This is a genomic window from Actinomadura napierensis (assembly GCF_039529375.1).
GTDB lineage: Bacteria > Actinomycetota > Actinomycetes > Streptosporangiales > Streptosporangiaceae > Spirillospora > Spirillospora napierensis.
In genome coordinates, this window is sequence record NZ_BAAAMR010000015.1 from 62,514 (window position 1) to 82,860 (window position 20,347).

Annotated in this window: 18 protein-coding genes and 1 pseudogene; 9 read left to right on the top strand and 10 right to left on the bottom strand. The window is 69.1% G+C overall.

The features are described from left to right. The first annotated feature begins 263 nt into the window (after positions 1-263). Positions 264-1,985, top strand: a complete 1,722-nt coding sequence (locus ABD296_RS11460; protein WP_344264707.1) for a class I adenylate-forming enzyme family protein — start codon at positions 264-266, stop codon at positions 1,983-1,985. Positions 1,986-2,023: 38 nt separating this feature from the next. Here the strand turns inward: ABD296_RS11460 and ABD296_RS11465 are convergent, their stop codons facing one another. Continuing rightward, positions 2,024-2,620, bottom strand: coding sequence for a TetR/AcrR family transcriptional regulator (locus ABD296_RS11465; protein WP_344264710.1), 597 nt, complete (start codon positions 2,618-2,620; stop codon positions 2,024-2,026). Positions 2,621-2,877: 257 nt separating this feature from the next. Here ABD296_RS11465 and ABD296_RS11470 point away from each other — a divergent pair, with 257 nt between their 5' ends. Both ABD296_RS11470 and ABD296_RS11475 read left to right on the top strand, forming a co-directional pair. Beyond that, entirely contained in the window at positions 2,878-3,897 is a 1,020-nt protein-coding gene (locus tag ABD296_RS11470; protein ID WP_344264713.1) for a TIGR03617 family F420-dependent LLM class oxidoreductase, read from the top strand. Positions 3,898-3,927: 30 nt separating this feature from the next. Next, positions 3,928-5,115, top strand: coding sequence for an amidohydrolase family protein (locus tag ABD296_RS11475; protein WP_344264716.1), 1,188 nt, complete (start codon positions 3,928-3,930; stop codon positions 5,113-5,115). 6 nt (positions 5,116-5,121) lie between these two features. On the opposite strand, the gene ABD296_RS11480 is transcribed toward ABD296_RS11475, so the two are convergent. Further along, on the bottom strand, positions 5,122-5,946 hold the full coding sequence (locus ABD296_RS11480; protein ID WP_344264719.1) for an amidohydrolase family protein: 825 nt from the start codon (positions 5,944-5,946) through the stop codon (positions 5,122-5,124). A gap of 158 nt (positions 5,947-6,104) precedes the next feature. Between ABD296_RS11480 and ABD296_RS11485 the strand changes: the two genes are divergently transcribed. Continuing rightward, positions 6,105-7,409 carry a GDSL-type esterase/lipase family protein gene (locus tag ABD296_RS11485; RefSeq protein ID WP_344264722.1) on the top strand — a complete coding sequence of 435 codons (1,305 nt, stop codon included), beginning with the start codon at positions 6,105-6,107 and terminating at the stop codon, positions 7,407-7,409. 117 nt (positions 7,410-7,526) lie between these two features. Here the strand turns inward: ABD296_RS11485 and ABD296_RS11490 are convergent, their stop codons facing one another. Genes ABD296_RS11490 through ABD296_RS11500 form a run of 3 tightly spaced genes read right to left on the bottom strand, consistent with a single transcriptional unit; the run spans position 7,527 to position 10,719 of the window. Then, positions 7,527-8,291, bottom strand: coding sequence for an SDR family NAD(P)-dependent oxidoreductase (locus ABD296_RS11490; RefSeq protein ID WP_344264725.1), 765 nt, complete (start codon positions 8,289-8,291; stop codon positions 7,527-7,529). Then, positions 8,291-9,061: an enoyl-CoA hydratase/isomerase family protein gene (locus ABD296_RS11495; RefSeq protein WP_344264728.1), complete on the bottom strand. Its 771-nt coding sequence runs from the start codon at positions 9,059-9,061 to the stop codon at positions 8,291-8,293. Before ABD296_RS11495 ends, ABD296_RS11490 begins: the two co-directional genes overlap by 1 nt. Beyond that, positions 9,058-10,719, bottom strand: a complete 1,662-nt coding sequence (locus ABD296_RS11500; RefSeq protein WP_344264731.1) for an AMP-binding protein — start codon at positions 10,717-10,719, stop codon at positions 9,058-9,060. The genes ABD296_RS11495 and ABD296_RS11500 overlap by 4 nt, the downstream gene beginning before the upstream one ends. Before the next feature lie 150 nt (positions 10,720-10,869). Between ABD296_RS11500 and ABD296_RS11505 the strand changes: the two genes are divergently transcribed. Then, complete coding sequence (locus ABD296_RS11505; protein WP_344264734.1) at positions 10,870-12,537, top strand: CocE/NonD family hydrolase; 1,668 nt, start codon at positions 10,870-10,872, stop codon at positions 12,535-12,537. A 66-nt stretch (positions 12,538-12,603) separates the two neighbouring features. Here the strand turns inward: ABD296_RS11505 and ABD296_RS11510 are convergent, their stop codons facing one another. After that, a complete protein-coding gene (locus tag ABD296_RS11510) occupies positions 12,604-13,239 on the bottom strand; it encodes a TetR/AcrR family transcriptional regulator (RefSeq protein WP_344264737.1) in 636 nt (211 codons plus the stop codon). Positions 13,240-13,707: 468 nt separating this feature from the next. Here ABD296_RS11510 and ABD296_RS11515 point away from each other — a divergent pair, with 468 nt between their 5' ends. Genes ABD296_RS11515 through ABD296_RS11525 form a run of 3 tightly spaced genes read left to right on the top strand, consistent with a single transcriptional unit; the run spans position 13,708 to position 14,788 of the window. Further along, positions 13,708-14,157, top strand: coding sequence for a hypothetical protein (locus ABD296_RS11515; protein WP_344264783.1), 450 nt, complete (start codon positions 13,708-13,710; stop codon positions 14,155-14,157). Next, the gene (locus tag ABD296_RS11520; RefSeq protein ID WP_344264740.1) at positions 14,067-14,504 is read left to right on the top strand and encodes a fumarylacetoacetate hydrolase family protein; all 438 of its coding nucleotides are present in this window, start codon (positions 14,067-14,069) and stop codon (positions 14,502-14,504) included. Before ABD296_RS11515 ends, ABD296_RS11520 begins: the two co-directional genes overlap by 91 nt. After that, positions 14,429-14,788 (top strand): hypothetical protein, encoded by a 360-nt coding sequence (locus ABD296_RS11525; RefSeq protein WP_344264785.1) that lies wholly within the window; start codon positions 14,429-14,431, stop codon positions 14,786-14,788. The genes ABD296_RS11520 and ABD296_RS11525 overlap by 76 nt, the downstream gene beginning before the upstream one ends. 476 nt (positions 14,789-15,264) lie before the next feature. Here the strand turns inward: ABD296_RS11525 and ABD296_RS11530 are convergent, their stop codons facing one another. Both ABD296_RS11530 and ABD296_RS11535 read right to left on the bottom strand, forming a co-directional pair. Then, positions 15,265-16,086 (bottom strand): adenylate/guanylate cyclase domain-containing protein, encoded by an 822-nt coding sequence (locus ABD296_RS11530; RefSeq protein WP_344264743.1) that lies wholly within the window; start codon positions 16,084-16,086, stop codon positions 15,265-15,267. Positions 16,087-16,234: 148 nt separating this feature from the next. After that, a complete protein-coding gene (locus ABD296_RS11535) occupies positions 16,235-17,425 on the bottom strand; it encodes a PucR family transcriptional regulator (RefSeq protein WP_344264746.1) in 1,191 nt (396 codons plus the stop codon). Between the two features lie 213 nt (positions 17,426-17,638). On the opposite strand from ABD296_RS11535, the gene ABD296_RS11540 reads away from it, so the two are divergent. Then, on the top strand, positions 17,639-19,633 hold the full coding sequence (locus ABD296_RS11540) for an ATP-binding protein (RefSeq protein ID WP_344264781.1): 1,995 nt from the start codon (positions 17,639-17,641) through the stop codon (positions 19,631-19,633). 2 nt (positions 19,634-19,635) lie between these two features. Here the strand turns inward: ABD296_RS11540 and ABD296_RS11545 are convergent. Then, positions 19,636-19,929, bottom strand: a pseudogene (locus tag ABD296_RS11545) (transposase); the annotation flags it as partial. 194 nt (positions 19,930-20,123) lie between these two features. After that, a complete protein-coding gene (locus ABD296_RS50570; RefSeq protein ID WP_407061468.1) occupies positions 20,124-20,339 on the bottom strand; it encodes a DUF6059 family protein in 216 nt (71 codons plus the stop codon). Between the last annotated feature and the right edge of the window lie 8 nt (positions 20,340-20,347).

Sequence of the window (20,347 nt, forward strand, 5' to 3'; positions counted from 1 at the left end):
GCACACCCTAGAGCACTAATTGGCGGTACGCCAATAGCAACTGACGGTTCGCCAGTAGATCGCCTCGGCGGCGGCTTCACGGCATCCGGATCAAATCCAGCAGGCGCGGCGCGCTGATCCCTGCTCGCGCCGGCCGTCAGAATCTGATTTCGCCCCTCTGAGGTGTTCGCGCGATCGGGCCTTGCTCGGCACGGAGGAGGGCGTTAGATTTTCTAGATGTAGATTCTCGTTCTAGTTCATCAGGCTGGCCTCCAGGGGTGGGCATGTCGCTGTCGGTCGTGGCCGTTCATCAGGCCGTCGTGGAGTCGCTGACCGCGTCGGGAGGCCGGTTCGAGCTGGAGCAGGTCACCGTCGGAGAGCGCCTTTACCGTGCTTACCGGCACGCGCCGGCGAGCCTTGAGGAGTTCTTCTCCAATGCGGCGTCCTCGTTCGCGGACCGGGGGCTGCTGGTCCAGGAGGGCCGCCGGTACACGTACGGCGAACTGTTCACCGCGGCCCGGCGGTTGGCGGGGTCGCTGCGGGACGAGTTCGGGGTGGGCACCGGGGATCGGGTGGGCATCGTGATGCGCAACCGTGCCGAGTACCTCGTGGCGTTGTTCGCCGCCGCCCGGATCGGCGCCGTGGCCGTGCTGTTCAACAGCCGTGGCACGGCGACCGAGCTCGGCGCGGCAACCGACGACGTACCGTGCACCGTGATCATCGCCGACAAGGGTCGAGCCGAGCGCCTGACCGAAGGCGATTGCGCGGCTCCGCTGGTCGTCGTCGGCGGGCACGGCTCCTCCGGGACCGCGGACGCGACCGACTACGCGGATCTGGTCGCGCCGGGGCGGCGCGACGCGGCCGCTGCCGTGGTGGACCGGGACGCGCCGGCGTGGGTGCTGTTCACGTCCGGCACCTCAGGGCGGTCCAAGGGCGCGGTGTTGACCCAGCGCAACGTCTGCAACATGATCACGAACCTGGACTACATGCGGGAGTCGGCACGGGAGCTGAGGTCCCGGCTCTCCGGCGTACCGGCCGAGGTTCTCCTGGAGCGCACCCCGCCGCTGGTGTCCCTCCTGGTCTATCCGCTCTTCCACGTCTCGGGTCTGAGCGTGATGGCGGGCGCGCTGCTGAAGGGAGGGCACATGGTGGCCCTGCGCCGCTGGGACCCGGAACGGGCCGCGCGGGACATCGTGGAGAACAAGGTCACCGCGCTGTCCGCCCCGCCGCTGGTGCTGCACGATCTGCTGGCGTTGCCGGACGCGGCGGGCGTCTTGCGCGGTCTCGTCCAAATCGGCGCGGGCGGGCAGGCGACCCCGGTCAACCTGGCCCGGCGGATGCGGGAGGCCGCACCGGGCGCCGCGCAGAGCGGAGGGTGGGGAATGACCGAGACCGTGGCGACCGTCTGCGCCGCCGCCGGACCGCTCGCCGACGCGCGCCCGGGTGCTGCGGGACGGACGATGCCGGTGATGGACGTACGCGCGGTCGACGATGCGGGCCGTGTCCTTCCGCCGGGGACTCCGGGTGAGCTGCAGGTGCGCGGGGTGCTGGTGATGCAGGGCTACTACGGCCGTCCCGAGGCGACCGCCACCGCGTTCGACGGTGAGTGGTATCGCACGGGCGACGTCGGCCACGTCGACGAAGACGGCTTCGTGTACGTCATCGACAGGTTGACCGACATGGTGATCAGCGGTGGCGAGAACATCTACTGCGCCGAGGTCGAGAAGGCCCTGACGGCCACGGACGACTTCGTCGAGGTGGCGGTCTTCGGTGTGCCGGACGTCCGGACGGGGGAACGAACGGTCGCTGCCGTGCGGCCACGCGACGGACTGGTCCTCGCCCCGGAGGACATCAGGTCCGCGGTCGGCAGGGTGCTGGCGGACTACAAGGTGCCGTCCGAGGTGGTGTTCCTTCCCGATCCGTTCCCGCGCACCGCGACCGGCAAGGTGGAGAAGGCCAAGCTACGCGCGGCCTTCCTCGCGGACCGCGGGAAACGGCGGGACTGACACGGCGGGACTGACACGGCGCGGCCCCGGCCGGCGGATCACGCCTGCTCGGTCTTGCGGATCTGATCGGGCAGCAGGCCGATGTAGACGTCGGCGATCCGGTGCACTTCCGCGTAGCTACCGTCATGGAACGCGGCGTTGAGGAGCTGGTTGGACACGATCGACCACAGCATGCGGGCGGCGTCCCCGGTGGTGGGGCTGCCGAGGACGTGCATGTCCTCGGCCAGGAGACGATGGGCGTTGGCTCCGATGGCGGCGCGGATCGTCTCCACTTCCCGATCGTTGCTGCTGTAGAGCAGCATGAGGACCTTGAAGAAGCGGGGCTGGCGTGCGAAGGCGTCGATGACGGCGTGGACGCGGGCCCGGATGCGCTCGTCGGGGAGCCGGCCGGGCGGCGGCTCGGCCGAGCCGAGGTGCGCGAGCCACTCCTGGAGGACGACGGCGTAGAGATGTTCCTTCGAGGAGAAGTAGCGGTAGAGCGTGCCTAGCGCGACCTCCGCGCGCTGGGCGACCGCGGCGATGCGGATCTCCTCGTAGTCCTGCTCGTCCAGCATGGCCATGGCCGCTCGCACGATGCGCTTTCTACGTTCGCGCTTGTAGGCGGGCATCTCCTCGGCCGTCGTGGCGTGAGACACCGCCGGCACCCCCTCCGCGAAACTCTGCTCCGTAGGCGATCCTCGAAACAAGAACGATAGTCCCATTCTGAGCGCAGGGTGCCGCTCTGAGGTGGGCGTCCGATCGGCGTCCCCACCCGTCGGCGGCCGAGGCGGGGACAGGTATTGAAATTAGATCCTCATTCTCATATTTTGGTGATGTCGGTGGCCCCGCGCTCATCGGTCCCCCGCGCGTCCGGAGGTCTGCGAGTTCGTCGCAGGTGAGGAGACCGCTGTCCATGACTCTCAAGGTCGATGTGCTGCTGGCCGATTCGGTGGTCGGCGCGGCGGACCGCGCGCGAGCCCTCGAACGGACCGGCGTCACCGGGGTGTTCAGCTTCGAGAACGCGCACGACCTGTTCTTCCCGCTGGTGGCCGCGGCGCCGGTGTGTTCCCTGGACCTGCTGACCAACGTGGCGATCGCCTTCCCGCGCAGCCCGATGCACCTGGCCCACGCCGCCTACGACCTGCAACTGCTGTCCCAGGGACGGTTCCGGCTGGGCCTCGGAACCCAGGTCAGGGCCCATGTGGAGAGTCGCTTCGGCGCGCTGTGGGACAAGCCCGTGGCCCAGATGCGCGAGTGGGTTCTGGCCGTCAAAGCGATCTTGCACAGCTGGCAGGACGGCACCCGCCTGGACTTCCAGGGCGACTACACGGCACACACGCTCATGACACCGGCGTTCAATCCCGGCCCCAACCCCTTCGGCGTCCCGAAGATCCTCGTCGGGGCGCTGGGCCCGAGGATGAACCGGATGGCCGCCGAGGTCGCCGACGGAATCCTCGTCATGCCCTTCAACACCGCCCGGCACATGCGGGAACGCACGATGCCGGCGATCCGGGCGGGGCTCGGCGCCGCCGGCCGGTCCCGGAGCGACCTGGAACTCACCGCCGAAGTCATCGTGGCGATGGGCCGCAACGAGGAGGAGATCCAGGCCGCGGCCGCGGGATGCCGCTACACCCTCGCCTTCTACGCCTCGACGCCCGCCTACAGGGCAGTGCTCGACCTCGAAGATCTCGGTGAGCTCCAGCCCGAACTGAACTCCCTGTCCAAACACGGCGAGTGGGCGAAGATGGCCGAACTCGTCTCCGATGACATGTTGCGGACCTTCGCCGCCGTCGGCACGCCGGACCAGGTGGCCAAGGAGATCGTCGCCCGGTACGGCGACTGCGACCGCGTCTGCCTCTACTTTCCCGGCTACCAGGTGAGCGACGACCTCATCGCCGACTGCGTGACGGCACTGCGGCACGCGTCGCGCTGACACTCGTCACGACCACCCAGAGGAGGAGCGATGGCCGGCCTTCCCTTCCGGTTCTTCGACTGCGACAACCACTACTACGAGGCGCTGGACGCCTTCACCCGCTACGCCGAGCCGGAGTTCGCCAGGCGGACGGTCCAGTGGGCGCAGATCAACGGCAAGCCCCGGCTGCTGGTCGCCGGCAAGGTCAACCGTTTCATTCCGAACCCGACGTTCGACCCGGTCGCCAAGCCGGGCGCGATGGACGAGTACTTCCGCGGCCGCAATCCCAAGTCCGCCGACGTCCGGCAACTGTTCGGCGAACTGGAACCCATCCGGCCGGCCTACCGCGACCGGGACGCCCGGCTGGCACTCATGGACGAGCAGGGGATCCAGGGGACGCTGCTGCTGCCGACCCTCGGAGTCGGCGTGGAGCAGGCGCTCATCCACGACATCCCGGCCCTGGCCTCGGCGTTCCGCTCGTTCAACCGATGGCTCGACGACGACTGGGGATACGCCTACCAGGAGCGGATCTTCGCCGCGCCCTACATCACACTTGCCGACCCCGACAACGCGGTGGCCGAGCTCCGGCGCGCCCTCGACCGCGACGCGCGGTTCGTCGTGATGGTCGCCGGACCGGTGATGACGGTCGAGGGCCTCAAGTCGCCCGCGAGCCCCTACTTCGAGGGTTTCTGGCAGCTGGCCAATGACTCGGGCATCACGGTCGTCTATCACTCCGGCCTGACGTACTACACCAACTACCTGGCGGACTGGGGTGAATCCTCCGAACTCGAAGCGTTCAAGGCGTCCACCTCGTTCCACGCTCTCTCCTCGCCGGACCCGGTCCACGACACCTTCGCCAGCATGTTCGCCCAGCGCCTGTTCACCCGCTTCCCGCGGCTGCGGCTGGCGGTGATCGAGTCGGGCTCGACCTGGGTGCTGCACCTGTTCGAGAAGCTGAAGAAGATCTACGGCAAGGCACCGTTCCAGTTCCCCGAGGACCCGCGCGAGACCTTCCGCCGGCACGTCTGGGTGGCACCGTTCTACGAGGACGAACTCGGACGGCTCAAGGAGCTGGTCGGCGTCGACCGGATCCTGATGGGATCGGACTTCCCGCACGTCGAGGGCCTGGCCGAACCCGCCTCCTACCGCAAGGACCTGGAGAACTTTCACTTCACGCCCGCGGAGATCGAGAAGATCATGCGCACCAACGGCCTGGCACTGGCCACCCGCCCCGCCTGATCGCCGTCAGCCGATTTTCAGGACGCGGCGGGCGTTCTCATGCAGGAACTTCGGCCAGACGTGGTCCCGGAACGCCACATTCGGCATCGCCTCGAAGATGCGCTCCAGCGACAGCCCCATGGGAAAGTAACCGCCATAGATGATCTTGTCGGCGCCACGGGTGTTGGCATAGTCGACGATCGCCTTCGGGTAGTACTTGGGCGAGAAGGCGCTGGTCGAGTAGTGGAGGCCCGGCCACTTGAGCATGAGCTTGACCGCCAGCTCGGTCCACGGCTCGCAGCCGTGCCGGGTCACGAAGACCAGCTCGGGAAAGTCGAACATGACCTCGTCGATGAGCTCGACCCGCTGCGGGTCCATCCGCAGCCGGGGCCCGGGCACACCGGCGCACACGAAGATCGGGATGTCCAGCTCCACGCACTTGGCGTAGACCGGGTACATCTTTTTGTCGTTGATGGGCACCTGCGGAAACGTGCCGGCGGGGAACACCGTCGCGGCACGGACGCCGAACTCCTCGTGCTCGCGCACCAGCTTGCGGACCGCCGCCATCCCCTGGTTCGGGTCCACGCTCGCGGAGGCCACGAACCGGTCGGGATGCCTGGTGAGGGCCAGCCGGGACGTCTCGTCCTCGACGCCGATCAGACCCCACTCGATGTTATGGCGATCCATTCCCCGCAGCGTGACGCTGATCGGATCCTCGGCGGGCAGGTCCTTGGGGACCTCCTTGAACATGTACTCCGCCGGGAACTCCATCTCTTCCCTGGAAGAGACGTCCTTGGTCTGCGCCCGGATGAAGTCGTACTGCGCAGAGTCCGACCGGGGAAAACCGATCATCGTATCGATGATGGGGATCGCGCTGTCCAAGGCCAATGACCCCTCCCGACCGAGACTCCCAAAACCGAACGAAGAAAACTATATCTAGACTCTTATTTCCAATTCAAGGTGGCCCGGCACGATCTCCTTGGTATCGATCGGATCGATAGCGTGAGGGGGTGGAGTTGCGGAGCTTGGATTTGAATCTGCTGCTGGCTCTTGACGCGTTGCTGCAGCATCGCAGTGTGAGCAAGGCCGCGCGGCAGACGGGGGTCGGGCAGCCGGCGATGTCGGCGTCGCTGGCGCGGCTGCGACGGCACTTCGGTGACGAGCTGTTGGCGCGGGCGGGCAACCGGTACCGGCTGACGCCGCTGGCGGCGGAGTTGCGGGAGCGCACACGGATGGCGGTGACCGGCGTGGAGCGAGTGTTCGATGCGCGGAGGGGGTTCGATCCGGCGTCGTCGACGCGGGAGTTCTCCCTGATGGTCACGATCGCGCCGCAGAGCCGGCGCGCCGCGACCGGCGCGCAAGTGCCGCTGACCTTCCGCGGCTCCGCCTCGGTCACCGTGCCCGCCGGCCAAGACGTCGTCAGCGACCCGGCCGCGCTCGCCTTCGCGGCGTTCACCCCGCTGGCGGTCAGCGTGTTCCTGCCGCAGAGCACCCAAGCGGTGACCAAGCACTGGAACGCCAACGCCACCTCCTACTATTCGGGTTCCGGCAGCGGGGACCTGACCGCCCGCACCGCGGCGGACGGCTTCACCGGCAAGACGCTCAGCTGGCTGCTCGTCACCGGGCTGGACGTGCGGTCCGACGCTCGCGCGGTAGTGGCGTTCGGCGACTCCATCACCGACGGGTTCGTCGGCGGCAGCCCGCTCAGCATCCCCGCCGACGCCTCCGTCGCCGACAAGAACGGCCGCTACCCCGACCAACTCCAGCGCCGTCTGGACGCCGCCGGGCTGTCGATCGCCGTGGTCAACGCCGGCATCGGCAGCAACCAGCTCCTGGGCGGCCTCGGCCTCATGGACGGCCCGAGCGGCCTGTCCCGCTTCCAAAAGGACGCCCTCGACATCCCCGGCGCCACCGGCGTCCTGGTCCTGGAAGGCATCAACGACCTCGGCCTGCATCCCGGCGTCACTCCCGACCAGATCCAGGACGGCTACACCCGGCTCATCACCGAAGCCCACACCGCCGGCAAGAAGATCTGGCTCGCCACCCTCACACCCGCCGCCAACTCCATCATCGACGGCACCGCCACCGCCCCCGACAGCGAGAGATACCGGCAGCAGATCAACGCCTGGATCCGCAACCAGACCCTCGCCGACGGCGTCGTCGACTTCGACGCCGCCGTCCGCGACCCCGCGGCCCCCTCCCAGCTCCTGCCCGCCTACGCCGGCCCCGACAACCTCCACCCCAACCTCGCCGGCTACACCAAGATGGCAGACGCCGTTCCCCTGGGCCTCCTGAACACCGCCGCCTGCCCCTGACCCACAGCAGCTCCTAGCCCGACAGGTCGGCGGAGGTCTCATTGCGCTCGACCGAGTGGGACGACCTGCTCCGTGCAGGGCGTCGTTGTGCTGCGGGAAGACCACGTGGCTTCCGCGTCAGCGGATGGAAGAGCCGATGCCGATTCCGCCGTCGACGTCGAGGACGACGCCGGTGATGTACCGGGCCTCCGGAGAGCAGAGGAAGGCGGCTGCGGCAGCGATGTCCTCGGGCTGTCCGGTGTGGCGCATGGGCACCTTGCCGACGAGCTTTTCGTGCGCCGGTCCGTTCATCGAGGCGAGCATGGGGGTCTCGATGAGACCCGGCGCGATCGCGTTCGCGGTCACACCGTGCTTGGCGCCCTCGAGAGCGAACCCGCGGGTGAAACCGACGACACCGGCCTTGGCGGCGACGTAGTTGACCTGGCCGAAGTTGCCTCGCCAGCTCATGGAGGAGAAGGAGAGGACGCGTCCGTACCGCCGCTCCCGCATGTGCGCGAAGGCGGCCTGGGTGCAGTGGAACGAGCCGCTCAGGCTGACGGCGAGGACGGCGTCCCAGTCCTCACTCGAGATGTTCTCGATCCTGTTGTCCCGGATGATCCCGGCGTTGTTGACCAGCACGTCGATGCGGCCTTGGTCGGCCGCCACGCCGTCGATCCACGTGCGCGCCGCGGTGGGGTCGGTGATGTCGACCTGGTCGAACGCGTGACCGTCGCCGTCCAGGCTCGCGAGCACCTCGGCCCCGGCAGCGGCGTTGAGGTCGGCGAAGTGCACGCGCGCCCCTTCGGCGGCGAATCGCTGCACCATGGCGCGGCCGAGCCCTTGCGCGCCACCGGTGACGAGCACGATCTGGTCGGCGTAGCGGTCGGTGAAGCCGTAGGACATCAGGAGGCCTCTCGGTTCCTTGCCAGGAAGGCGCGCAGGGTTTGCGGAACGTCGTGGGCGAGCCAGTGCCGGTCGAAGGCGTCCAGTTCCCGGTCGCGGTCGGTCGGGGACAGGCGGCCGTGTGTCCGGTCGAGGAGCCGCTTGTAGGCGGCCCTGGCTGTGGCCGGTGCCGCGAGGAGTTTCTGGACGATCGCGGCCACCGCGTCGTCGAGATCCTCGGGTGCCGTGACGGCGTGCAGCCACGAGGCGAACGACGGGGCCTCGGCGTGCAGGAGCTCACCTGTGAGTGCAAGCCAGGTCGCCGCGGCCCGGCCAAGGGTCCGCTCCATGCGGACGCTGGCGCCTCCTCCCGGCATCAGGCACTGCCGTACGTGCCCGTCGCCGATGAGGGTCCCGGCCGATGCCACCACGACGTCACAGGCCAGGGCGAGTTCCAGGCCGCCGGCGATGGCGTGTCCGTGCAGCACCGCCACGTAGGTCACCGCGCTGCGTTCCATGGCGAGGGTGAGGTCCCAGATGGCGGTGAGGTGGTCGCGGGGAGTCCGGCCGCGGGCAGAGTCGTAGGTGCTGAGCAGCGACAGGTCGGCGCCCGCGCAGAAGCTCGGACCGCCCCCGCGCAGCACGACGACCTCGGTGTCGGTGGCCTCGGCCGAGGCCGCCGCGGCGCCGAGCAGCGTGATCAGGTTCTCATCGAGCGCGTTGCGGACCGCGGGTCGGTTCAGCGTCCACGTCTCGACGGGCCCGTGGCGCTCGACCAGCAGCTCGCTCACTCCGCGGTCCCGGCGCCGGAGGAGCGGGTCATCGAGCGCAGCACCGCGCGCTGGATCTTGCCGCTCGGCGTCTTAGGCAGTGAGTCGGCGAAGGTGACCAGGCGCGGGTAGGCGTGCGCGGCGTACCGGGTGCGTACCCAGTCCTGGAGCTCGCGGACCAGGGCGTCCGGGTCGTCCGGGGTCATGGCCGGCACGACGTGAGCGTGCACGACCTCGCCGCGGACCTCGTCCGGAGTCGCGACGACGGCGCATTCGACCACCTGGGGATGGGTGGCCAGGACGCTCTCGACGTCGAACGGGCCGATGCGGTAGCCGGCCATCACGATGACGTCGTCGTCGCGGGAGGAGAACCTGAGCAACCCGTCCTCGCCGACCGAGGCGAGATCGCCGGTCAGGTAGTGCGAGCCATCAGCGGTGAACCGGGAGGCGCGGTCGTCTCGTGCCGTCCCGTAGCCGGTGAAGGTGAAGAACGGGCTGCCTGCCACCTCGACCGCCAGGCGACCGACCTCACCGACCGATGCCGGCTGATCGGCCTCCGCCTGCAGGACGGTCATGCGCCAGCCGGGCAGGGACTCACCCATGGCACGAGGGACGACCTGGCGGGCGAGGTCGGCGTGTTGTGCGAAGCCGGCGGTCATGCCCAGCTCGGTCTGCCCGAAGTGGTCGTGCACGTCGATGCCGAACCGTTCGCGGGTCCACTCGATCACCTCAGGAGTCAGGGGCTCACCGGCGGTCGACAGTCGCCGCAGCGCCGGCAGCCGTACTCCTGGATCACAGGCGCGCAGCGCGCGCAGTGCGGTCGGGGCGGCGGCGTAGTCGCTCACCCCGAGCTGCTCCAGGACCCGCCACGTCATCTCGGGCTTGAAGGTGCCGCACGTGAAGATGCTGGTCGTGCCGACGGCGAGAGGCCCGATGATGAGGGTGTACAGGCCGTAGGCCCACCCGGGGTCGGCTCCGCACCAGTAGCCCTCACCCGGCGCGAGACCGAGCTCCACGTAGGACTGCCATCCGGCGGCGTAGGCCAGCGGGTGCACGACGACCTTGGGCTTGCCCGTCGTGCCCGAGGTCGCCATCTGGACGATGGGCGTCTGCGGGCCCGTCAGCGGTGAGGGCTTCGTCCACTCCGGACCGTCGATCAGGACAGCGCCCAGGTCGTCGTGCGCAAGTCCCTCATCGTGCTGGTCCGTGTTCGCCAACATGACACGCGCCGCCAGATCCCGGACCTTGGGTAGCTGCTCCATATCGGTGACGACGAGCTTGACGCCGGCGTCGCTGATGCGCTCCTGGACGGCCGACGCGGCGAACGCCGTGAACAGCGGGACGTAGACCGCCCCCAAGCGCCAGATGCCCAAGATCAGGACCGGCAGGTCGGGCCCCTTGCCCAGCAGACCGGCCACCCGGTCACCGGGCCCGATGCCCCGCTGAGCGAGCGCGTGGGCCGCACGCCGCGACCGTCGCGCGAGCTCGCCGTAGGTCATGTCGCTCACTCGCAGGTCGCCGTCCACGAACCGGAACGCCACGGCATCGACCGGATGCCGGTCGCACACCAGCCACGGCGCCGTGGCGTCGACGGCGTTGAAGGCGGCATGGATCTGGAGCGCTCGCTGATGCGGGCCGATCGGACGGCCTTCCCCTGCTGGCTGCGTCGTGTTCGTCAAGGCGAGTGCCTACCTCTCGGTCTCTCCGCCGACCGTTCCCAAAGTGCAGAGTACGGATCTAGATACGAACGTACTCTCAATGTTACTGTCCTCACAACTTGCGGAAGCCAGCGGAGCCACCCCCACGGCCTTCTTCGAAAGGACAGCTCCTTGCACGACATCGAGATCGACCTGGACGTTCCCGTCCCCATGCGCGACGGCACGGTGCTGCGGGCCAACGTGTTCCGCCCCGCAGGGGAGGGGCCCTTCCCGGTCGTGTTGACCCGCCACCCCTACAACAAGAACTCCAACTTCGACGGACTTCTCGACACCAAGACCATGGTGCGCGCGGGCTACATCGTGGTCCACCAGGACTCTCGCGGGCGCTTCAGCTCCGATGGTGAGTGGCTGCCGTGGAAGTACGAGCGCGAGGACGGCTACGACACCATCGAGTGGGCGGCCTCGCTGCCGAAGGGCAACGGCAAGGTCGGCATGTTCGGTGGCAGCTACCTCGGCAGCACGCAGTGGAGTGCCGCCATCGCCGGGGCGCCGCACCTGGCGTCCATCGCCCCGATGACGACCTGGGCCGACCCGGACAACGGCCTGATGTTCCGCGGCGGAGCGATCGAACTGGGGCTCAACACCTTCTGGGCGCTGACGACCGCCCTCGGTCAGATTCCCAAGGCCGGGCTCTCACCCGAGGAGACCATGAACCGGCTCATGGCGACCGTCCACGATTACGACTCACTGAGACAGCGGACCTACTGGCAGTTGCCCTCCGGCGCCATGCCCGTCCTCAAGGCCTGCGGCCAGCCCGATGTCGGTGTCACCCGTGCGCTGGCCGACCCGGACACCCTGGAGGAATCGCGGGTCTCGAACAGGTACGACGAGATCAACGTCCCGAGCATCGGGTTCGCCGGCTGGTACGACGTCTTCCTCCAGGGCGACCTCGACAACCACATCGGCATGCGCACCCGCGGCCGCACCGCACGCCTGGTCATTGGCCCCTGGAACCACTACAGCCTCGTGATGCCACAGGGAGGCCAAGTCGGCGAGGTCAACTTCGGGCTGTCGGCACTCACTCCCGGCGGCAAGGCGGTCACCGACATCCAGCGCGAATGGTACGACCACTGGCTCAAGGACATGCCCGCCACCGAAGCGCACCGGTCCGGGGTCCTGATCTTTGTGATGGGGACCGACCAGTGGCGAGCCGAGGAGGAGTGGCCGCTCGCCCGGGCCCGCGACACCGCGCTGCACCTGAGCCCGGATTCGACGCTGACATGGACCGCACCGGACGCCGAAGAGGCCGAGTCCGGTTTCGTCTACGACCCCGCCGACCCCGTCATCACGCGGGGAGGCAACCTGGTCATGTCGACCGAGTTCCCGCCCGGACCGTTCGACCAGCGCGAGGCGGAGGCCCGCGACGACGTGCTCGTGTTCACGAGCCCGCCGCTCGAGGAGGACCTCGAGATCACCGGCAGGGTCCGGGCGACGCTGTTCGCCGCGACCGACGGCCCGTCCACCGACTGGGTCGTGAGGCTGTGCGAGGTCGACGCGAACGGGGTCTCGCGCAACATCGTGGACGGCATCACCCGGGTGCACACCGAACCCGGGCGCATCGACGAGGTCGAGATCGACCTCTGGTCCACCTCCATCGCCATCAGGGCAGGCCACCGGCTCCGCGTGCAGGTGACCTCCAGCAACTTCCCCCGCTGGGACCGCAACCTCAACACCGGCGAGCCGGTGACCGAGGGCACCGCCATCCGGGTCGCCCGGCAGCGGATCCACCACGACCGCAACCGGCCCTCGCGGCTCATCCTCCCGATCGTCCCCAGCTGACGCGAGAGGCGGACAGACGGCCGAAAGTGGGCGGAGGCGACGTCCAGTCGCCCCGCCCACTGCCCTTCATGCCGTGCCGCTGCGCACCGCGAGCCCGTGGACGAGCAGCTCACCGAGCTCGGCGAAGGCCTCCCCCGCGCTCAGTCCGGTGGTCTCGAGGACCTCACCGGACTGGACCCCGTCCATCAGGTACGCCACGGTCAACGACGCCAGTGCGGCGTCGGCCGACCGGAAGATCCCGTCTCGCAAGCCCTCCTCGATCATGGCCTGCACCCGATCCGCCGCCGCCCGCGAGTTCAGGCGGTAGATCTCCGCCGTGGGCGGGTAGCTCACCATGTCCTCGTAGAAAGCCGGCGAGTTGCGGTTCATCGCCTCGCCCACCCCCTTCAAATACTCCACGATCCGCCTGGCCGGGTCCGTCGTAGCGGACACCTCGGCCTCGATGGCGGCGGTCGAGTGAGCGAAGAAGTGCCGGACAACCGCCTGGTTGATCTGCTCGCGGGACCCGGCGACGCTGTACAGCGTCGACTTCGAGCACCGCAACCTCTTGCACAGGTCATCGGTCGTCAGCGAGCTGAACCCCTCATCGAGGAAGATCTCCTCCAGGTCCTGCAGCAGCTGCTTGCGTTTCGGGTCCTCACGCGTAGGCCGGGAACGCCGGTCCCGCGCGGGATCGACGCCGGACCGAAACGCTGTGGACATGCCTTAAGTCTCTCACAACACCCCTCTCGACCCGGGCGCAGACTCATCCGCGCCCCGCAGGCCCGCGTCTGCTGCGACACCGGCCGCCGACACTCGCAACTCTGCCGACATGTGTGGCTTTCCGTAATCGCTCAGCAGACCGGCCTGCTCCCGCGGTCCCCTCGGAGGGGCCGGCCGACTCGCACTCCCCACGCCTCGTCCTGGACCTCTGACCCGCCCGGCCGAACCTTCACCCAGAAGGCGCCTTCCTCCTTTCGTTTTCGTCAGCACTGCGGCATGCACCATAAGTCCGGTGGATGGCTGGGCATACGTAGCAACTATTTCCCCTCGATGGCACCTTTGCTCGATGCTGGGCGTACGGCGACTGGATGTCGCCTGTGTTCCGGAGGGGTGAATCGCACTTGCCGTTCACGGATGTGACTTCGATCGAGCACGCGGGCGCTGGGTCGCCTGGAGGAGGCCGGACGCGTGTTCCCTGCTCTCGTCGCTCACGAGCGTGTGCTGGACCTGTCGGCTCGTGACGAGGTCGGGCGCCCTCGCGGGACGCTCGAACTGCTCGACCGTTGGGATGAGGTCCTGCCCGCCCTGGAAGCCCTCGCCGCAAGCACGGGCCGTTCGGACTGGCGGGCGCTCGCCGGCCTCCACGTGCACAGCCCGGTGGAGCCGCGGCAGGTCTTCCAGGCGGGAGCGAACTACCGGACGCACGTCATCGATATCGCGGCGGCCCACCATGACGGTTCCGACGGCCGTGCCGTCGAGCAGGTGCGGGCGGACGCCGCCGCGCAGATGGACGACCGGCTGAAGTTTCCGCCGTACGTCTCACCGGAATGCCCGGCGCGATCTGCGGGCCGTACGACGACGTCGTCCTCCCGTACGACGGGGAGAAGCCGGATTGGGAGCTGGAACCGGCGGCGGTGATCGGTCGGCCGGCACGCCGGATCTCCCCTGATCGGGCGCTGGACGCCGTCGCCGGCTGGGTGATCGTCAACGACCTCACCCTGCGCGAGCGGATCTTCCGTGGGGACATGCCCGAGCTGGGCGCCGACTGGCTGGCCGCGAAGAACGCGCCGACGTTCCTGCCGGCCGGGCCCGTGCTGGTGCCGCGCCGGGCGGTCCCCGACCCCTCGGACCTGCGGATCACGCTGCGGCTCAACGGCGAGGTCATGCAGGACGAGTCGACCAAGGACATGTGCTGCATGAGGCGATTCGGGAAATGGCCCGGATCTTCACCCGGCACGCCCGTTTCCTCGGATCCATCGTGCTGATCTCCGGCGCCCATCCCGAGGTCCGGCGACGCGGCGGCGTCAACGCCTGGGAACTCGGGGACCAATTCGCCTCGCTCGTGCTGAAGCACCGCGACCACATCACCCACGACGACCCCGAAGAAGCCGTCCATGCCTGCTACAACACCATTTTCTCGACCCTGGTCATCCGCGTCGCCTACGGCCCAGGATTTACCGCCCCCGCCCCCGCCACCGACGACGCCACCTTCACCGACCAACTCACTGACGTCGCAACACGCTTCCTCCCCGGAAAATCCCTCCAATAATGAGGTATCTCTCCCGGTGCGGTAAGTGATCTCGAGCAGTAGTCGCGGCGTCTTGACAGCTGGCCCTATGTAGCGGACGAACTCCATCGACACGGTTGCGACGATCCAGCCCCCGTCGGCCAGCGGGTTCACAGAATGGTCTTGTTCGCAGCGACGCCCCCTCTAGTCCAGAGGAAGCCGCGGGGGGAGCCAATTGGGAAGCCACCTTGGTGGCCCCCAGACCCGCCGCGACTCCACCATGGTGTTTCTGCAGGTGAGAGGCTCCGATCGACTTCCATCTACCTTGATCGACTGGCCTTCTGCGCCTGGGGGTCAAGAGCTACTGACCATCAAGACCGCCCTTGACACGGATTGCGGCTACCAGCGGCCGAGGACCGGGCGGTCAGCTGACGAGTGCGCCGGCGCTCGAGTTGAATCCCTCTCGTCACAGTCCTCGCGACCGCCAGGACCCCGCCTGACGTCCGAGTCTCGGTTGATCAGGCCGAGTCGTGCTGGTGCGCCGGCGACTGGATGGGGTGGAGCGTGTGTTCACCGTTGAATCCTTTAAGAAAGGTCTGCCGCGGTTGTGAGAGACGGAACCTTGTCGGGTCGGGTAGTGCGCCGAGCGTCTCATCGCTGACAAGGACCTCACCGCCGCCGGCTTGTGCGGCGACGCGGGCGGCCATGGCCACGGCACGGCCGAAGTAGTCGCCGGCGCGGGAGACCGCTTTGCCGCGATGCACGCCAATGCGCACGGTGATGCGACTGGTGCGGGACATCTTGCGGCGCCGCTTGGACAGCGCGTGCTGAATCGCAACGGCGGCGTCGATCGCCTCCCCGGGATCGCTGAACGCGATCATGAAGCCGTCGCCCTGGGACTTGACGATGTGGCCCCCACGGACGGTGACCTGCCTGCGAACGAGGCGGTCGTGGGCTTTGAGGATCCGCACCCACTCCTTGTCGCCGAATTCCTCGTTCAACGACGTGGAGTCGACGATGTCGGTGAACATGAAGGTGATGGTGCCGTCAGCGGCGGTCACGCGGACGAGTTCCGCCCGATCTTCCGCCGCCCATCTGGCCAGGTCGTCGAGAGAGCTCATCAGCATCGAGCCGACCCCGTGCCGCCGCAACCGCGACGCGGTGCTCACCGCGACCTTGACCGCCCGGTGCGTTCCCTGCAGCAGGCCGGAGTCGGAGCGCGGCCGGGTCGAGGCCAACAGCCGGTCGTGGCGACGGCGCTCTCGCACCAGCAGCACCGACAGCACGGTTACGGCCGCCAAAGCGATGACGGCAACCCCAGTTGCGACCAACGGCCACACGATGATGACGGCTCCCCCTTATGGCCGGGCAGGCGACACGACCCCCGCTCTCGATCACGTCGTCGCGCGGCGGCTCCCTCACCGAGGGGCACCGCAAAGTCAGAGACGGTGCTCTACCGAATGGTAACTTACTGCGAGTAGCCCGGCATCAGGAACCGGACGGGTCGGAGAGTGCGTCGATCTGGAGCCGGTAGGTGACGGCCGCCTGGTATTCGAGATTGCGGTCGGGGTCGCGGATGGCAGGGCCGAAGGCCTCGTCGAGGTGCCGCATGCGGTAGCGAATGGTCTGCGGATGCATGTGCAGGATGGCCGCGACCTCGGAGGCGTTGAACCCGGTCTGCAAGCACCGCAGAAGGGTCTCCATGAGTTCACGGCTGCGACGCAGTCTGGTGAGCGGGGCCAGCAGCGTGGCCGTCAGATGTTCCATCATCTCGGCACCGTGCGACAGCACGAGGGGCATGGCGTGGTCGCCGGCGTGGACGGGCCGGTCGGCGTCCAGGTCGCCCCGGGCGGCCAGATCCAGCGTCCGGCGTGCCCAGCGCAGCGAAAGTCCGGCCTGGGTGACGGGCACCGTGGGGCCCACCGCGGCGGTCCAGTCCTTCAGTTCGGCGGCGAGCCGATCCCGCCGGCCGGGGCCGGCGGGATCCGGAATGATCAGGCAGGGGTCCGGGAGGTGCAGGCCGGCGAGCGCGCCGGCCGGGACACCCGGCCGCAGCACGACCGCGTCGGCGCGCAGGGAGAGGGCGACGGCGGCGACGGTCCGTGGAACGGCCCAGCCGGCGTCGACCGCGAGCCGGCGGATGGCGTCTGGCGAAGGATCGTCGCTGATCAGCAGTTCGAGGAGCTTGCGGCGGTGGTGCAGGACGTCGCCGGCCGAGCGGGCGTCGGCGTAACCCTCGGCCGTGGCGCCGGTGATCTGTTCGAGGTAGTACAGGACGTCCTGCGCGACCTTGGCGACGGCGGTCGGGGTGACGCCGGGCAGGGATCCGACGGCCTCGGTCAGCCGGTTGATCGCCACGCCGGTACTGACGCGGAAGCCGGCCTGCCAGGTCTCCTGGGCGATCCCCTCCTCGGCGATGAGCACGCCGAGGTCGCGGTAGAAGTCGCGAAGCTCCTCCAAGCGACCGTCGCCGCCGGTGAGGAGTTCGACGAACTGGCCGATACCCTGCTGCACCGCCTGGGTGAGGAACACGGCGTAGCGCGGATCGTGGGGTCGGACCAGGACGGGCAGCTGCGTCTCGATCTCGCCGACCGCCTCGGCGGCGACGTCCGGAAGACGCCCGCGCAACACATCGCTCAGTTCCGCGACTTGGGCCTCGGTCAGATCCAGATCGGTCAACCGCACGACACTCACCCCTATCGCGTAATTCAGATCACACGATAGGGGTCAGACCGGATATGCGGGTCTCTGTGCCACCACCCATATCTCCTTGCCCGCCGACGCCCGCCCCGCACTGGAGTCCGGACACCGCCGGCGCCCGCACCAGCGCTCACCGCCCCAGCGCTCACCGACCCGCCGCCGCGGACGGCCCCTCCCTCGGAGCCGGCTCCGATCGGCGAGGCTCCGTTCGTCGGACGCCAGGCACAGCTGTCGGCGCTGGTCATGGCTGCCGCGCAGGCCGTCACCGACGGCGCCCGCGTCGCCCTGGTCACCGGCGAGGCCGGGCTCGGCAAGTCGACGCTGCTGGAGCACCTGGGCAGGCGGCTCGAACGGGAGGGATGGCTGGTCGCCGCCGGCCGCTGCCTCGAGGTCGACAGCGCGCCGCCCGCGTGGGCCTGGACCGAGGCGCTGAGAGCCGTCGCCGCGACCACGTCCCCGGGAGAGTTCGCCGACGACCTCGCGCCGCTGCTCACCGACACCGGACCGGTGAACGCCGACGCCACCGCCGGACGGTTCCGCCTGCGCCAGGCCATATGGAAGTGGCTCGCGGAGGTCGCCGCGGAACGCCCGGTCGCCGTCGTGCTGGACGACCTGCACTGGGCCGACGCCGCCACGCTGGAGCTGCTCGGCGGCGGCCTCGGCCTGCGGGCCCCGATCCTGGTCGTCGCCGCGTACCGCGCGGACGAAAGCGGGCACCTCACCGAGATGCTGGCCTCGCTCGCGCGCGCCGCACCGCTCCGCCTGGCGCTGCCGGGTCTGAGCGACGAGGCCGTCGCGGAGCTCGTGCGGACCGAATGCGAAGCGGACGAGGAGACCATCGCCGGGATCGCCGAGCGCACCGGCGGCAATCCCTTCTACGTGCGCGAAAGTGCCCGGCTGCTGAACGGCGAAGGGGCGCTGGTCGCCCTCTCCGAAGTCCCCGAAGGCGTGCGGGACGTCCTGCGCCGCCGGCTCGCGCGCCTGCCCGAGGGAGCCGTGTCCATCCTCCGGCTCGCCGCGGTCGCAGGCCGGGAGAGCCCGGTGGACGTCCTCGTCAAGGCCGCCGACGCCGACGAGGACGGCGTGCTGGACGCGCTGGACGCGGGCGTCATCTCCGGGCTCCTCGACGAGCCCGGCCCAGGCCTCGTCCGCTTCGTCCACGCCCTCGTCAGGGACACGCTCGTCGCCGACCTCAGCCGCCTCCGCGCAGCCCGGATGCACGCCCGGATCGCCGACGCCATGGAAGGCACCGACGACATCGCGGCGCTGGCCCACCACTACGCGCGCGCCGGCTCGCCCAAGGCCGTCGGCTACTGCGTCCAAGCCGCCGAGCTCGCCGAGGCACGCTACGCCCACGACGTGGCGGCCTGCCTCCTCAGCGACGCCGTCGCCAACTCGACCGGACCGGACGAACACGTCGAACTGCTCGGCAGGCTCCTGCGCGCGCAGATCAGGGCGGGAGCCCTCGCGGCCGCCCGCGAGACACGCCGTGAAGCCGTGGAGTACGCGGAGTCCTTAGGCCGCGACGACCTGATGATCGCCGCATTCACCGCGTGGACGGAGCCGACCGTTCTGGAGGCGGCGCAGGAGGCCCTCGACCTCGCCACCGGCCCCCGCCTGCGGGCCGCGGCACTCCAGATCCTGGCCGAAGTCCATGGCGACGCCGAGCTCTCCCAGGAGCTCGTGGAGATCGGCACGGAGCACGACCTGCCGGTGTACCGCGTCACCGGGCGGCTCAACCATGCCGCCGTCGCCGCCGCCGCCAACGACCCGGTGACCATGCGCCGGGTGACCGCCGAGGCCCTGGAGCTCGCGCGCACCTACCGGATGCCCGAGGCGATCGCCGTCGCCGAGATCACGCTGGCGGCCCTTACGGTCATCGAAGGCCGGCTCGCCGACGCCGCACACCTCTACAACAAGGCCGGCGAGGGCAGGCGGCGCACCGGATCGGTGCACGCCGCGGGCTTTCTCCAACTCGCCCTGGCCGTCATCTGGCTGAACGACGGCACGCTCGGAGCGCATCTGGACGACGTGCGCGCCGTGCTCAGCCCCATGACCACCGACCTGCTCGCGCTCGCCCTGCACGCCAACGGCCTGGACACCGAAGCCCGCAAGGTCCGCGCGTCATCCGGCCCGATCCGCCCCGACTTCTTCTTCACCTTCCTCACAACGCTGCGCTTCTTGTAGCAGATCAGGGTGGCGGCGAGGGTCGGGAAGGCGGTGAACAGGTGGCCGTGGCGTTCGTAGCGGATGGTCAAGCGGCGATGTCCCAGCAGCCAGGCGATCGTGCGCTCGATCTTCCATCGGTGCCGCCTGAGCCGTTCGGAGGAGTCGACGCCACCGCGTGCGATACGTGGCACGACGCCCCGTTGGCGGAGCCATTGCCGCAGGTCGGCTGAGTCATAGGCTTTGTCGGCCCGGGCCTTGGCCGGTCGCCGGCGGCCTGGACCGCGCCGAAAGCGGATCGGCGGAACGGCCATGAGCAGCGCCCCAGGAAGCGGCATGCCCTACGTCCAGAGATTCTTGTGTTGCTAGTCGCTCATGACAGCACTACCAGCTTCGGATACCAGGGCCATGCAGCCGACCTCTCCGATAGGACGCGCCTGGGGGCGATGCCGATCACGGGGTGTCGGTGCGGCGGGTGCCCGCTACCAGAGCGTGCACCGGCGGGAGGTGGTCACAGTTGGTCCCACAATCCCCGTTCCACCGAGGAGGGAGGGGCGCTGCACAAGCATTCCGGGTGCCCCGGGGGAAGTCCGGCGGGCGCTGCCGGATCCTGTGGTACGCCCCGCCATGGACACGGTGCCGAACATCCGAAGTAGACGCACCATCCCCACCCGATGTCCTGCAACGTACGCCCCAGGTACCGCATCAGCCGGTGCCGGTCCACCATCGGTGGCC

What these genes read in the sequence shown, in the direction of transcription:
- ABD296_RS11460 (WP_344264707.1), top strand. Translation starts at nt 264, where the DNA reads ATGTCGCTGTCGGTCGTGGCCGTTCATCAGGCCGTCGTGGAGTCGCTG.
- ABD296_RS11470 (WP_344264713.1), top strand. Translation starts at nt 2,878, where the DNA reads ATGACTCTCAAGGTCGATGTGCTGCTGGCCGATTCGGTGGTCGGCGCG.
- ABD296_RS11475 (WP_344264716.1), top strand. Translation starts at nt 3,928, where the DNA reads ATGGCCGGCCTTCCCTTCCGGTTCTTCGACTGCGACAACCACTACTAC.
- ABD296_RS11480 (WP_344264719.1), bottom strand. Translation starts at nt 5,946, where the DNA reads ATGATCGGTTTTCCCCGGTCGGACTCTGCGCAGTACGACTTCATCCGG.
- ABD296_RS11490 (WP_344264725.1), bottom strand. Translation starts at nt 8,291, where the DNA reads ATGTCCTACGGCTTCACCGACCGCTACGCCGACCAGATCGTGCTCGTC.
- ABD296_RS11510 (WP_344264737.1), bottom strand. Translation starts at nt 13,239, where the DNA reads ATGTCCACAGCGTTTCGGTCCGGCGTCGATCCCGCGCGGGACCGGCGT.
- ABD296_RS11520 (WP_344264740.1), top strand. Translation starts at nt 14,067, where the DNA reads ATGCCCGGCGCGATCTGCGGGCCGTACGACGACGTCGTCCTCCCGTAC.
- ABD296_RS50570 (WP_407061468.1), bottom strand. Translation starts at nt 20,339, where the DNA reads ATGGTGGACCGGCACCGGCTGATGCGGTACCTGGGGCGTACGTTGCAG.